The organism is Cryobacterium sp. M15 (assembly GCF_002929675.1).
GTDB classification, from domain to species: domain Bacteria; phylum Actinomycetota; class Actinomycetes; order Actinomycetales; family Microbacteriaceae; genus Cryobacterium; species Cryobacterium lyxosi.
This window is the reverse complement of sequence record NZ_PJJW01000039.1, coordinates 240,429-254,584: the sequence shown is the minus strand read 5'-3', so window position 1 is coordinate 254,584 and position 14,156 is coordinate 240,429. Positions and strand designations below refer to the sequence as shown.

11 protein-coding genes and 1 tRNA gene are annotated in these 14,156 nt (G+C 61.0%); 5 read left to right on the top strand and 7 right to left on the bottom strand.

What is annotated here, in order from left to right; all coding sequences use genetic code 11:
- Positions 1-13 precede the first annotated feature (13 nt).
- On the bottom strand, positions 14-1,039 hold the full coding sequence (locus CXY83_RS12550) for a TerC/Alx family metal homeostasis membrane protein (RefSeq protein WP_104197658.1): 1,026 nt from the start codon (positions 1,037-1,039) through the stop codon (positions 14-16).
- A gap of 246 nt (positions 1,040-1,285) precedes the next feature.
- Between CXY83_RS12550 and CXY83_RS12545 the strand changes: the two genes are divergently transcribed.
- Positions 1,286-2,440, top strand: a complete 1,155-nt coding sequence (locus CXY83_RS12545) for a class I SAM-dependent methyltransferase (protein WP_233200879.1) — start codon at positions 1,286-1,288, stop codon at positions 2,438-2,440.
- A gap of 114 nt (positions 2,441-2,554) precedes the next feature.
- On the opposite strand, the gene CXY83_RS12540 is transcribed toward CXY83_RS12545, so the two are convergent.
- The 3 genes from CXY83_RS12540 to CXY83_RS12530 all read right to left on the bottom strand — a co-directional run bounded on the left by CXY83_RS12540 (position 2,555) and on the right by CXY83_RS12530 (position 3,983).
- Positions 2,555-3,112 (bottom strand): DUF3090 domain-containing protein, encoded by a 558-nt coding sequence (locus CXY83_RS12540; protein ID WP_104197657.1) that lies wholly within the window; start codon positions 3,110-3,112, stop codon positions 2,555-2,557.
- A 9-nt stretch (positions 3,113-3,121) separates the two neighbouring features.
- Positions 3,122-3,829 (bottom strand): histidine phosphatase family protein, encoded by a 708-nt coding sequence (locus CXY83_RS12535; RefSeq protein WP_104197656.1) that lies wholly within the window; start codon positions 3,827-3,829, stop codon positions 3,122-3,124.
- Positions 3,830-3,907: 78 nt separating this feature from the next.
- A tRNA-Glu gene (locus tag CXY83_RS12530) sits at positions 3,908-3,983 on the bottom strand.
- A 139-nt stretch (positions 3,984-4,122) separates the two neighbouring features.
- Here CXY83_RS12530 and CXY83_RS12525 point away from each other — a divergent pair.
- The 4 genes from CXY83_RS12525 to CXY83_RS12510 all read left to right on the top strand — a co-directional run bounded on the left by CXY83_RS12525 (position 4,123) and on the right by CXY83_RS12510 (position 7,595).
- Positions 4,123-4,773, top strand: coding sequence for an MBL fold metallo-hydrolase (locus tag CXY83_RS12525; protein ID WP_104197655.1), 651 nt, complete (start codon positions 4,123-4,125; stop codon positions 4,771-4,773).
- A gap of 124 nt (positions 4,774-4,897) precedes the next feature.
- Positions 4,898-5,653 carry an ABC transporter ATP-binding protein gene (locus tag CXY83_RS12520; protein ID WP_104197654.1) on the top strand — a complete coding sequence of 252 codons (756 nt, stop codon included), beginning with the start codon at positions 4,898-4,900 and terminating at the stop codon, positions 5,651-5,653.
- On the top strand, positions 5,650-6,942 hold the full coding sequence (locus CXY83_RS12515; protein ID WP_104197653.1) for an ABC transporter permease: 1,293 nt from the start codon (positions 5,650-5,652) through the stop codon (positions 6,940-6,942). Before CXY83_RS12520 ends, CXY83_RS12515 begins: the two co-directional genes overlap by 4 nt.
- A 26-nt stretch (positions 6,943-6,968) precedes the next feature.
- A complete protein-coding gene (locus CXY83_RS12510) occupies positions 6,969-7,595 on the top strand; it encodes a TetR family transcriptional regulator (protein ID WP_104197652.1) in 627 nt (208 codons plus the stop codon).
- Here CXY83_RS12510 and CXY83_RS17660 read toward each other — a convergent pair.
- The 3 genes from CXY83_RS17660 to CXY83_RS12495 form a co-directional block, all read right to left on the bottom strand.
- Positions 7,511-8,413 (bottom strand): response regulator, encoded by a 903-nt coding sequence (locus tag CXY83_RS17660; RefSeq protein WP_158251881.1) that lies wholly within the window; start codon positions 8,411-8,413, stop codon positions 7,511-7,513. The genes CXY83_RS12510 and CXY83_RS17660 overlap by 85 nt on opposite strands.
- Positions 8,414-8,417: 4 nt before the next feature.
- Positions 8,418-11,315, bottom strand: coding sequence for a response regulator (locus CXY83_RS12500; protein ID WP_233200929.1), 2,898 nt, complete (start codon positions 11,313-11,315; stop codon positions 8,418-8,420).
- Between the two features lie 266 nt (positions 11,316-11,581).
- Entirely contained in the window at positions 11,582-14,104 is a 2,523-nt protein-coding gene (locus CXY83_RS12495; protein WP_104197650.1) for a hypothetical protein, read from the bottom strand.
- Between the last annotated feature and the right edge of the window lie 52 nt (positions 14,105-14,156).

The following is a 14,156-nucleotide window of genomic DNA, read 5'->3' as shown; positions in this document are numbered from 1 at the left end:
CGGCCTCGATCAGTCATTCGTTGGCGTTAACCGAAATCTCCTCGACCAGCGTGATGCCACGCTTTTTGGCATCGTGACCAGCCTTGATCAGGCTCGCCACGGTGGCCACGGCCATGCTGCCGATGATCACGCCGAGCGAGGTCCAGGTGTCGATCTCGGGCGCCCACAACATGGGATCGCCACCATTGATGAAGAAGACCTCGTTGGTGTGCATCGCGTGCAGCACGAGCTTGACGCCGATGAAGCCGAGGATGACCGCGATGCCGTACTTGAGGTATTCGAGACGTTCGAGCAGGCCGCCGAGGAGAAAGTACAGCTGGCGCAAGCCCATGAGGGCAAAGATATTGGCCGTGAACACGATGAACGGGCTCGTTGTGATGCCGAAGATCGCTGGAATGGAATCGAGGGCGAAGATGAGGTCGGTGGTGCCGATCGCGATAAACACGATCAGCATCGGCGTGAAGATCTTCTTGCCGTCGACCAGCGTGCGAACCTTGGAGCCGTCGAATTCTGATGAGATACGAATGCGGCGGCGGAGCAGACGAATGACGCCGTTCTCTTTTTCTTCCGTTTCTGCTTCCGAGGAGAACGCTTGCTTCACGGCGGTATAGAACAGGAACGCGCCGAAGATGTAGAAGATCCAGGCATAGCTTTCGATCAGCTGAGCGCCGAGCAGAATGAAGATTCCGCGCAGCACGAGAGCGATGATGATTCCCACCATCAGCACTTCCTGCTGGTATTTTCGCGGCACGGAGAACCTGGCCATGATGATTACGAAGACAAACAGGTTATCGATCGACAGGCTGTACTCGGTCAGCCAGCCGGCAAGAAATTGACCGGCATGTTCAGCGTCACCGAGAACCAGCATCAAGAGCGCGAAAATGAGCGCGAGCCCAACGTAGAACGCAACCCAGAGGCCAGCCTCGCGCATGCTCGGAACATGCGGGCGCTTGTAGACGATGAGCAGGTCAGCGACCAGAATAAGGGTCAAAACGACCAATGATCCAGCTTCGAACCAGAGAGGGAGGGCGAGTTCCACGGGGGCCTTTCAAGAAAATAACGGGAATCGGGGATGGCAGAACCCGAAAGTCTCTCCCGCACCGATAGCGCCCAAACGGAACCAATCGATACCACCGCGACCGGGGCCCCGCCAGTGCGGCCCGTATTGACGATCGCGACATAGAACCCGATCGGGCCCAGAGGGATACTCCCCTTCGCTCGCAAAATCCTATCAGTGTGGCGGCCCCGCTCGCACCTTCGCCCAGCGCCGGCCCGAACCCGGCCTATGCTTGCTGGCTATGACTATGCACCGGGTTCGATGACGGCCGCCGACTACATCAACTGGTCTGACCTTGGTCGACCGGTCACCGCCCTGTGGAGATCAGCTAACGGCGCACCGGCCCCGAAACGAGTCGAGCCGGTCGACGACACGATCACAGCGGATGCGGCCTACCGGCTGGCCTCGCAGGGCGTCGCAATGCTCTGGAACGGAGACTTTCAGAACGCCCGCCAAATTCTGACGGCTCTGGAACACCGCACCAGGCCTCGCCCGGATCACACCGAGCGCAGCACCGCCGACCTGTTCTACCGCTATCGGCAGAACAGGTCGCACCGGGCCCGGATTCTCGGACTGCTTCTCGTTCCGCTTGCTGTCGGCAACACAATCGGGCTGCGCCGTGCGCCGGACGTTCACGCTGCCACGGTCGCCGCCTACGGCAGCATCACCGAGGCATCCGTTGTGTCGCTGCACGAGGTGCTCGGTACGATCGGCGCTCATCAGTGGCGGACCAAAGGCATTCCCGTTGCCGCATTGAACGCCAACATCTATCCGCATTACGGCACATTCTTCCCGGTGCGCAGCGAGTACGTCGATCTCGTGGCGAGCGCTCCCCTCGCCGCGCCACAGCTTGCCTTCGACATCGGTACCGGCACCGGGGTGCTCGCAGCGGTACTCGCAACCCGGGGCGTGCCGCATGTGGTCGCGACAGATATCGAGCCGCGTGCGGTCGCATCCGCTCGAGAGACGGTATCGCTTCTCAAACTCGACGGGCAGGTTGAGGTTCAGCTCACCGATCTCTTTCCTGAGGGGAAGGCCGATCTCATTGTCTGCAACCCACCGTGGATTCCGGCGACCGCACACTCACTGCTCGATGCGGCCGTCTACGACCCTGGTTCTCGCATGCTCAAGGGATTTCTGGCCGGCGTGCTCGACCATCTGGAGCCGAACGGTGAGGTCTGGTTGGTACTTTCCGATTTTGCTGAGCTGGTGGGGCTGCGCTCCCGCGGCGACCTTCTGAACGTGATCGATGCGGCCGGCCTGCGCGTGATCGGTGCGCTCGAAGCGCCTGCCAGACACTCGAGAGCGAGTGACACGAACGACCCGCTGCACGCGGTGCGAGCGAACGAGGTCACCTCGCTCTGGCGCCTCTGCGCCAGCTAAACCCCGCGCTCAACGCTCGGGTCTGCGATTGTCGCTCCGCAGCCCCACCTCGAAAGGACCAGAGCGGCCGGAGAGCTCGCACTGGGCATCAATCGAGGTCGAGCTCCATCGGAATCAGCGGTCATCCGGCAGGGTACAGACGTGTCCGTCCGCATCGATGGGCATACCGCACAAGGCGCAAATGGGTCGACCGGCCCCCACGATCTCGCGGGTGCGCATCGCGAACGCTTGGGCGGTGCCCACCGGGATACGCACAAGCAGCGTTTCCGTCGACTCCAGGCTGGCCGCGTCGAAGTCGTCCTCGTCGGTGACCCCGCTGTCCGTCAGCGAAAAAGCCTCGATCACGACCTGCGCAGTGCGCGGATCCCAGCCGAGGGTCATCGTGCCGGTGCGGAACTGCTCATCAAAGGGCTGCTCCAGGGGGTCGTTGTCGACCAGTTCGATAGGCGTTGCCGTTGGCACGCTGAAGGGGTTGCCGTCGTGCGTCATGAGCTGCTCGAGCATTTCGTCGATCTTCTCCGCGAGCAGAGCGGATTGTTGTTTTTCCAGGGCAATGCTGACGATTTGAGCGCCGCTACGCACCTGAAGGTAAAACGTGCGTGATCCGGGCACACCGACGGTGCCGATGACAACACGATCTGGCCAGTCAAATTCGTGAACGATTATGGGCATGTGAACATTTTATGAGCGCACGGCTTGTGGCGCATCGTGGCCGGACCCACCGCCCACCGGCGCGTCGGCCCCCGGGGCACTCGAGCGCAGCCAGGACAGGTCGCCGGAGTCGGTATTGGTGGCAAACACGTTCGGACGGTGGGGCCCGTAGCGCACGATCGACACCGAGGCCGGACCGACAGAAATGCGCTGAAACAGGTCCAGGTGCATGCCGAGCGCGTCGGCCAGGATCGATTTAATGATGTCGCCGTGGCTGACCGCCACCCACACGGCGTCCGGCCCGAATTCCGCCTCGATCCGTGCGTCGTGGCGCCGAATGGCGGCGACCGACCGGGCTTGCATGGTCGCCATCGATTCTCCGCCGGGAAAGACGACGGCTGACGGTTGCGCCTGCACGACCGGCCACAGTTTCTCCAGGGCAAGCTCGCTGAGCGATCGGCCCTGCCACTGCCCGTAGTCGCACTCCGTGATGTCCGCATCCTCGGTCGTCGCCGGGGAGCCCGTCTGATGCTGCAGGATCAGGGCCGAGGTCTGCTGGCATCGTTCCAGCGGGCTCGAGACTAAACCAACCAGTGGAACCGCAGCAAGCCGCTCCCCGGTGCGGGCGGCTTGCTCACGCCCCACTTGGTCGAGCCCGACCCCGGGAGTTCGTCCGGCTAACATACCGGTGGCGTTTGCTGTGGTGCGACCGTGCCGCACAAGAATGACTGTGGCCATGCCTACGAGCCTATACAGGAGCACTGACGCCGTGAACCAGAAAGGCCCGGCACCTGTGAAGAGTAGGCGACCGGGCAATGGTGACCCCAGCGGGATTCGAACCCGCGTTACCGCCGTGAGAGGGCGATGTCCTAGGCCGCTAAACGATGGGGCCGTTTTTGCAACTTTCCGAGTATGCCACATGAAGGAGTGCTCTTCCAAACTGAGCGCACGCGGCGCGCCGTGACGGCTGCCGATCAGTCAAGAAAGTGGATGCTGTTGCGCCACGACTCGAATCGGGGTTAGCTCAGGGCATGAAACTGACCAAGCTGGAGCATGCTGCCCTGATCATCGAACTCACCGGCAAAAAACTCTATATCGACCCAGGTTCGTTCACCACTGCACTTTCGCACACGGCCGGCACCGTGGCCGTAGTCATCACCCACGAACACGCCGACCACTGGACCCCGGAACAACTGGGCCGCATCATCGAAATGAACTCCGATCTGCGCATCTTCGCGCCGGCCGGCGTTACGCGCGCCATTGCCGCCTTCAACGCTGATCTCGAAGTCACGACGGTGCAGGCCGGTGACGTGATCGAAGTCGCCCCGTTCACCCTGCGCTTCTTCGGAGCCACCCACGCGGTGATCCATGAATCGATCCCGGTTATCGACAACGTCGGAGTTCTCGTCAATGACGAGCTGTACTACGCCGGCGACGCTTTCACCATTCCCGAGGGGGTCGAGGTCGGCACGCTCGCCGTTCCGGCCGCGGCACCATGGATGAAAATCAGCGAGGCGATGGACTACATTTTCGCGATCAAGCCCAAGCGCAGCTTTCCCACCCATGAGATGCTGCTCTCTCGCGCCGGGAAAGACCTGTCCAATGCGAGATTCCAGAATGTCACCCAACTCAGCGGCGGTGAGTTCTTTCCCCTCGAACCGGGCGACAGCCTTGACCTGTAGACCGACCAGGGGCGCAGCATCCTCGTGGAAACGGCCCGCTGACAGTAAACGTGCAGTAACAGCAATTTAGAGTGCAGTAACTGCACATGTGGCCTGCGAGGTCACCAGGGGCGAGGGATGCGCGATGGGCTCCGAATGGGTAATTGATGCACAAGGCCTGGAAAAATCCTATGGCTCGGGTACGAGCCGGTTCGACGCACTGAAAGGGGTATCCGTTCAGATCGCGCCCGGGGAGACCGTGGCGATCGTCGGAAAGAGCGGGTCCGGCAAGTCGACCCTCATGCACCTGCTCGCCCTGCTCGACGAGCCCGATAAAGGATCGCTGCAGGTTGCCGGCACAGACGCCAAGTCGCTCTCCAAGCGCGCGGTCAACGAGCTGCGCAACAAGGAGTTCGGCTTCGTCTTTCAGCAGTTCTTTCTCACCCCCAACGTGAGCGTGCTCGACAACGTCATTCTGCCGCTCAAGATCGCCGGCATAGGCGTCAAGGAACGTCGCCGCCGCGGCATGGAAGTTCTCGAACAGCTTGAACTGGCCGACAAAGCCGGTAACAAGGCCACGACCCTGTCGGGCGGGCAAAAGCAGCGCGTCGTGATCGGTCGCGCCCTGGTGAATGCACCACGGGTGATCTTCGCCGACGAACCCACCGGAAACCTTGACACCGCCACCGGCGCCGTGGTCGAAGATATCCTGTTCGAGCTCAATCGCAGCCAGGGCATCACGCTCGTCATCGTCACCCACGACGAGGAACTCGCCGCCCGCTGTGACCGCCAGATCTATATTCGCGACGGACTGGTCGTGTCTCACGCCGGTCCGACGCACACCGGGGCGCACGCGCTGCACACCCCCGAAGCACCGACCACCACCGGAGGCGCAGCATGAGAGCCAAAGACCTCGTCACCACCGCGATCTCCAACACTTTTCGCAGCAAGCTTCGCACGACGCTGACCGTTCTGGCCATCTTCGTCGGAGCCTTCACTCTCACACTCACCAACGCCGTCGGCGCCGGCGTCAGCCAGTATGTCGACGCTCAGGTGGGCGCCCTTGGCTCCCCCGACGTGTTCATCATCACGCAAGCGACTGACGCCACGACAGCCGGCGACGGCCCAGTCAAGTACGACCCGAAGAGTTCAGCGTCTGTCTCCAGTCGACAGGGTCCGCCCGGCACGACAACCAAGGCGCTGACAGACTCCGACCTCACCAAGATTGGCGAAACCGCGGGCATTGTGTCGGTCGATCCGATTCGCGCTGTTCAGCCCGACTACATCGAGTACGGCACCGGTTCGCAGTACGAGTTCAGCATCAACGCCACCTCCGCCGTCACCACGGCCGACCTCACTGCTGGTGCGCAACTCGACGGCGGCGCCAGTGACGCGCAACTCGTGCTGCCTGACACCTTCGTGACCCCGCTCGGGTTCGCGTCGGCGGACGACGCGGTGGGGGCATCCGTGTCGATTGGTATCACCGACATTCTCGGCGCAAAGCACACCGTGCAGGCCACCGTCGTCGGCGTATCGCTCGAGAGCCTGCTTGCTGCGGGCGCCGGAGCCAACGACGCGCTGATAGCCGAGCTGGCCGACGCGCAGGCCGGCGGCATCGCCACCGCCGTCACGAGTTACGGTGTGGCCGTGGCTCACTTCGACACAACCCTGTCAGCGGATGCTGTCACCGCCCTCAAGGCCGACCTCGCCACCCAGAACTACACCGCGCGCACCATTGCAGATCAGCTGGGCGCCGTGCAGACGGTGATCAACGGCATCGTAGGGGTACTCAACGCTTTCGCCGTCATTGCCCTGATCGCGGCGGCATTCGGCATTATCAACACCCTGCTGATGAGCGTGCAGGAGCGCACCCGTGAGATCGGCCTGATGAAGGCCATGGGCATGAGCGGCGGCAAGGTCTACACCCTGTTCAGCCTCGAAGCGGTCGTCATCGGATTCCTCGGCAGCGCCATCGGTGCCGGTGTGGCGATCGGGCTCGGCTCCGCCTTGAGCGCCGTCCTGTCGCAGGGGTTGCTCTCCGGGTTGCCGGGATTGAACATCCTCTTGTTTGAGCCGGCATCTGTGGCCTTCGTCATTTTGCTGGTCATGGCGATCGCCTTCCTCTCCGGCACCCTGCCGGCTCAGCGGGCGGCAAAGCAGAACCCGATCGAGTCGCTGCGGTACGAGTAGCGCTGTACCGAGCAACAGGACGAGGCATGACCGACACCCCGACGCCACGCACCCAGGTTCCCGTGCGCCCGCACACTCGTGAAGACAAGCATCATGAGACGACGCTGCGAGTGGAACAAAGTGCCGTCAGCCTCGTTCTGGAACACGGTTTCGACAACGTCACCGTGGATATGATCTGCAGCCGGAGTGGCATTTCCCAGCGCACCTTCTTCAACTATTTCAACACTAAGAACGCTGCCATCATCGGCACCGAATCATCCACCATCGATGAGCCAAGAATGATGTTGCCCAGGCTTTTCGACACGGGCAGACCGAACTGCTCACGCATGCCATGGTGGGCGTCGCACGTTTTATGGCCATGCAATCGATTCCCGCTCAGGCCTGCCGGGCCGCGTCTGTTACCGACGCTGAACCTGGGTTCGAACCCGAGGCCAGCCCGAGCACGGCTGACCGACAAGTGGCTCGTACCTTGGCCGAGTCGCTCAAGCGAACCGTCGAGCTGCTCCGCTGCACGCTGCACGCTGCACGCTGGTCTCGCCCAGCCTGGCGGTGCGGTCCGATGCAGGGGTCACTGCTCGTGGTCGGATTCCCGGGGCAACCACTTCAATAGAGCCGCCCGCAGCTTGGCTAGGTGCAGCGGGCGTATGAGGTAGTCGTTCATTCCGACCGCGCGGGTGTGGTCGGCATCGCCGCGCACCGCCCTGGCTGTCATAGCCAGGATCGGCACATGTACATCCGGCCCCTCTGCCGCTCGAATGGCCGTGGCCAATTCGAAGCCGTTCATCTGGGGCATTTGAAGGTCAGTGATCACCAGGTGGTAATCCCCCGTTGTCCACAGTGCGAGGGCGAGAGCGCCGTTGTCCCTCAGGTCGGCCTCGTATCCGAGTAGATTCAGCTGCCACAAAATGAGCTTTTGATTGGTCGGATTACCTCCAGCCACCAGAATACGAGTGGCATCCGGGGCGCGAAGTGTCGTCAATCGTGTCCCTGCGGGAAAATCCTCAAGTGTTGACCAGTCTCGCGCCGAGAAGCCGGAAGACGACTCCTTCGGCCTCGAAACGTTGCCTATTATTGAAGGTATTTCCTCAGACGCGTCCTCATCGTCAGCCCGCGGCAGAAGCCAGTTGATCGCGTCCTGAAGTTCCTGATAGTGCAGCGGCTTGGTGATGTAAGCGTCACAAGCAACCTGACGCGCCCGGTCCTGATCCCGAGACATGGCCATCGCTGTCAGGGCGATCACCGGAATTTCGGCAGTGGCGGGATCGCTCTTCAGCAAAGCGGTAGCGGCGAACCCGTCCATTCCCGGCAGCTGGATATCCATCAGAATCAGATCTGGCAGTTCAACCCGAGCGAGCAACAAACCGCTCTCAGCGTCGACGGCCTCAAACGTCGAGTGGCCCGCCCGGCGCACCAGCAGCGCGGCGAGCTTCATATTGATGTGGTTGTCTTCAATGATGAGAATTCTGGCCACGTCGCTACCTACCTGCCGGATCGTCGCGAAGTTCGCCGGTCTGCAAAGCGCGCTTGACCTCGGCAATGAAGGACGTTCGGTTGAAGCTCTCCGTGCCGAGCACGCGCACCGGCTGGCTCGGATCGCTGTCGACCGCCGCTGATTCCCGCTTCGTGAGTGGCTTGCCAGACACGATCAACACGGGGATATGTTCGGTTCTCTCATCGTTCTGCAACGCCAACACAACCTCGTAGCCGCTAAATCCTTCCATCATGAGATTGAGCAACACCAGGTCAGGATGCAAACGCTGCGCCATCTCGATGGCCGCGTCTTTTGTGAACGCACGCTCGACCACATAATCCGGGCGGGTCAAAAAGCGTGCAATCACATCGACAGTTTCAGGGTCGTCGTCGGCAACCAGAACGCATCGGGTGCGCCGAGCGTCAGGGCTGAGGCCGAGCGCTTTCAACGACTGCTGCAGCGCATTTCGGTCGATCGGCTTCTCCAGTACGGCGGCCGCGCCGTGCGTCAAGGCCAGGCTCACATCGGTGTCGCCCGCAATGATCACAATCGGAACGGCGGCAAGATCCGAGAACTCGTGCAGGCGAATCAAAAAACCCCAGCCGTCCATTCCCGGCAGCCGGATGTCGAGGGTTATGAGACTCAGCCGCTGTTTCGGGGCAAGGTCCAACCCCTCTTCACCGCTCCGCGCGATGATGACCCGAAACCCTTCAGCCTCCAACAACAGCCGAAGAACTTCGGCCCCTTTGGCGTCGTCCTCAATAACGAGAACAACGTGCTTGTCGGTGTGCTCGTCACCCGCGGGCACTTGCTGAAGGCTCTCGGCCACAGCGGGAAGAATCTCTGTCGGCGTATCCGGGGATTCGACCGCAGAGTCGCTTGTGTGCCGCCCCGTGGACGCAACCTCGTCGCCCTCGTTTTCGCCGTTTTCACCGTTTTCACCGTTGAAGGCCTCTTCCGGCGCCGCTTTCACCAATTCGCCGACCGTGGGCAGCCTTTCGTTTCCCCCCGCGGTCGACGCGCTACCGGGATCGCGGCGCGCTATAACTATGGACGGGGCGTCCGGGCTGGGAGCCGGTTCTAACGTTTCCGATACTTCTATCACTCCGTTGGAACTCGATTTTTTTTGCTCCCTGCCTGGCCAAGCTGGCGCCTGGTCATCGGTTGCGCCCAGTGGAAGCCAAATGGCAAAACTAGATCCCTCGCCAATCTCGCTGGCAACAGCAACGGTACCTCCCTGCAACTCCACCATCTGCTTGACCGTGGCGAGACCAAGTCCGGTCCCTTCGAACTTGCGCGCCAAAGTGCCGTCGATCTGACTGAAAGCGAGAAAAAGCTTGGACAGATTTTCACGTGAGATGCCCATACCCGTATCGTCGACGCGAATTTCCAAAAAATGATCGACGTCGCTCTTCGGAAGTGGAAAATCATGCACCGGTCGGGTGCCGGCAATTTTACCCGCTGCACTGCGCGGCACCCTTCTTGCAGTGAGCGTGACCGCACCGAGATCAGGTGTGAACTTGACGGCATTGGACAACAGGTTGTAGACGATTTGCTTGGTTTTTCGTCGGTCAAGCAGGGGCGTCCCTAGATCCTCTGCTCCGTCGAATACCAAGTGCAGCCCATGGACCAGAGCGTCTTCTCGCACGATCAACAAGCTTTGCTCCAACAGCGACTGCACATCAACCGATTCCACCTCGATGTCCATCATGCCCGCCTCGACTTTGGACAAATCGAGAATGTCATTGATCAGCGACAGAAGGTGGTGCCCACTGGAATAAATGTCTTCGATATACTCACGCTGCGTTGCGGTGATCTCCCCGATGAGTCCATCCTTGAGAGCCTCCGAAAAGCCGATGATGGCGTTCAAGGGTGTTCGCAGTTCGTGAGACATCGTTGCCAGGAACTCCGTTTTCATGCGGCTGGCGTGTTCCAACTCGATGTTTGTCTTCTGAAGTGCTCGCTCGAAACGTTTGCGCTCGGTCACATCACGGGCCGATGCAAAAACACCCTGCACCACTCGATCTCGATCGTAAAACGTCGCGGCGTTGTACGACACGTCAGTTTCGTCGCCGTCTATGGAGCACACCGTCAGTTCGTAGTCGCTCACCTTGCTCTCGCTCAGAGCATGTTTGATGGCCGTGTCCGCTCGGACCGGATCGGTGAAGAAATTGCGGCACGGGGCGCCTATGAGCTCGTCCCTGGTGCGCCCAGTGAGCTTGATCATCTGCTGGTTCACGTCAGAGATAACCCCCCTGGTGTCGGTCATCATGAGCGCATCGATATTCGATTCGATGAGCGATCGGGTGTAGAACTGCTGGTCGCGCAGTCGTTGGTCAAGGAGAGATTGGGCCATCGATGCCTGATTGCGCGCTGTGTTGTCGGTGCTGATCAACAGATATCCGATAATCTCCGCGTTGCCGTCACATAACGCCGTGACCGACACCGTGGTCGGAAAGCGACTGCCATCCTTCCGAATCGTCGTCAGCTCATAGATATCTTCGATTCGCCGACTTGCCTTATAGACCAAGGCTTCAAAGCCGGGTTGAATTGTGGTACCGAATTCGACGCTCAACTGCGCAGCACGAGCGATGATTTCGTCTGGGTCGTGCATGTCTCCCGGCACACCCCTGTTTATTACGTCTTCGGGCGTGTAGCCGATCATGCGTTGCGCGCCCACGCTAAAAATTTGTATGAACCCTTTGGCGTCGGTAGCGACGCACGCAAAATTAGCGCTGTTGAAGATGGCATGCTGCAGGCTCACCGTCTGATCCAGCAGGTTCTTGTCGGCGACATCCTTTTGCGCTCTCGAATACTCGTCGCTGGTCAGAGTCGGTTCTTCAGCGCTCATTCCGTCGTGACTTGCAGTCTGGGAGTCGTCCTCACCGCGGGGTTTTGTCATGTCGGTCACACCCTCCGTGATCTATCGCTCCGCCAGATGCGATTAGTGCAGTAAAATAGCTTGCGGTTCAGTCCAACGACACAGGGCCGGCTCGTTCGCCGAGCTTTATTGCTGCGAGGCGACCGGGAATTCGCTTGGTTTCAATTTATATCATGAGACACCCTCAGATGTCCCCTGATTGGGGGTGGTCGTGAATACCCGCCGCGGGCAAAAAAGTTCGGGTTCGGCGCAAGCCGAACCCGAACTGCGAATGCCCTGATACCCGGTTAGTAGATCGAGGTCACCACGACCTTGCCGTCGACGACGTTGACTTCAGCGGTGATCGTGAGGTAATTCTCAGTGGTCTCATGGCGGGCCTCGGTAGAAAAACCGTAGTTCACGTCATACTCCATAGTCACGACACCGTAAGTGTCGGTGGAGACCGTCAAGCCACCATCCTCGTACGACAGATCCACGGTGAGGTCGGGCGCTGTAACGAGGGTGTAGACCACGTTGGAGTAGTACGAAGAGATGTACCCCATGTTCGGGCAGTCGTCAGATGCTGCATTTCCCGCAGCGAGGCAGGTCGTGATGAGCGTGTTCACGGCTGCCAGGGCAGCGGCTTCGTACTTCGCCGTTGGGGTGGCCGTAAACGCGTCATCGCTCGATTCGAACTCTCCATACCCCCCGAGCAGCCCGCTCACGACATAGGTCACCGATGATTCTTCGAAGTAGTCCGTGGCTGGAATGGTCACTTCGTAGGTGCCGGGAAAGGCCGGAAGGGTCAGCCCGTCGTTCTTCGTTGTACCGACCGACATACCGTTCGCCTCGAGCGACACATCATCCAGTTTGGCTGGTGTGTAGACGTCGATCTGGCCAGGCTCGGCGTTCAGAATGGACCAGTTATCGGCAATCAGCCAGTCGGTGCTCGTGCGGGTGAGCTTCAGCACGGAAGAATCAGAAACGCCGCCCTGCTTAAAGTGCACCTCGATCTGGGCGACATTCTCGGTGATGGTGACCTCTGAAATAGCGGCGTCTTCGATGCGATCCGTCGCCAGCCCGAAGATTTCGTTGGAGAGCATGCCGTCACCGGCATCCGCTGAGGACCCGAGCATCTTCAGAGCCGTCGTGGCGTTGCCTTTTTCCAACGCGTCGAGGTAGGCGTTCGCAACATTCTGCGGGCCAAAGACCGAGGAACGCACAATACCGCCAGCCACACTTGCCGCGATAATGAGCAACGCAGCGGCACCGACGACGATGGCGCCGATCTTCACTCGCTTCGCGGTGGCCGGAGTCAAGGTACTGCTTGCGAACGGGAGGGGTGTCGCACCTGGCTGGCCGGCCGCGGTGATATCGGCAGTGACGGGATAGCCAGTGACGGGATAGCCAGTGGCGGGTTCGACGGTGTAAGCCGTCCCTGCCGCAGGAACGGCCAGGCCGGCTGCGACGGTGCCGACCGGCATGCGCGGTGCCGTCGGCACAACGGGCAACAGGCGTTCCTGACCGGATAGCTTGACGAGGGCGCCGATTACCCCCGGCGTCGCATAGGCCAAGATAACCGGTGCGACAAAGCGCGTCAGTGCCTCGATAGCAGCACCCCAGATGGCGAAGATCAGAAAGGTCCACGCAGCGGGTCCGAACATTCCCGACGTCGAGGCATTCTCGGGTGCAGTCATCGACGCCGTGAACAGAGCGCTGCCAAGAAGCTGCAGCACTAAACCGAAGACCATGTACGTAGCGATGGTGGCCAGCCACGACAACGGCGCCGGGCGCACTCGATTGCGACGAACGGCCAGCAATAGCGAGGCGACGACCGCCAGAATCAGGGCGAGCAGCACGATAAGCCAGATATAGCCGGTGATTCCGTCGCTGAATACGGTGAGGTTTTGCTGTGCCTGCTCGTTGGATGCGCCGCCCAGGTTGGCCAGCACCCGATCCAGGTCGCCGAGATCGACGGAGAAGGCGCCCAACATGCCGATCACAACGGCGTTGATGGCGAGGGTAAGCAAAAATATGGGAAGCATTCCGACATATTCGTCGGCCGCGGACAGCGGGGTCAGAATAGCGAGCACGACCGCCAGCACGGCGATGAACGCGCCGAGGTGCAGGCCCGCGATGCGCGCGGTGCCCCCCGGTAGCCAGGTTGCGCGAACGAGAAGACGCGACCATGCGTCCGTGGCCTGCAGCCGGGCCACGTAGGAGACGGTGAATCCAAGGATGAGCGCGCCGAAGAACGAACCGACGGATGCCGCGGAAGTTGAACCGACAGGAATGTCCAACTGCAGATCGTGGAGCTGCACTGGGAGCACCGCGGCCAGCACGGTCACCCCGATGGCGAGCGTGAGCCCGGACACGGCCGACAGAATGAGGGCCGAGGAGCCTTGCCAGACGCCGCGCCCCACGAAACGACTGGAAAGGTAGTTGCCGGCCAGTAGAGCGGCAAGTACCAGCAGCGGCAGCACTCCCACAGCGACATTTCCGGCGAAGGAGATCATGTACTCAACTTCTGCCGACGCGCCGAGCTGGCCGAACGTTGCCATTGCAACCAACTGCACGGGACCGGAGACAAGCCAGCCAGCCGAGAACATCTCCCAGCCGCTGAGAAGCCCAGTCAAGACAACGGTCAGGAGCGCGACAACAAACGCTGCCCCGTATCCGATTCCAGCGGATGCGACGGCTCCCCGCCACGCGCTCGGCGCGATCGTGGAAAACGCGTTCGGCCCGCTCGGCCGCTGAGCGAGCGGCTGCCTGGCCGGATCAGCATACGGGTTGGCCCGCGTGTCTCCGGGCTGAGCAGACGCTGAATTCACTATGGGCTGGTCTGGTGCAGTCGGTATCGATCCCGCCTGAAATGGATTCGGT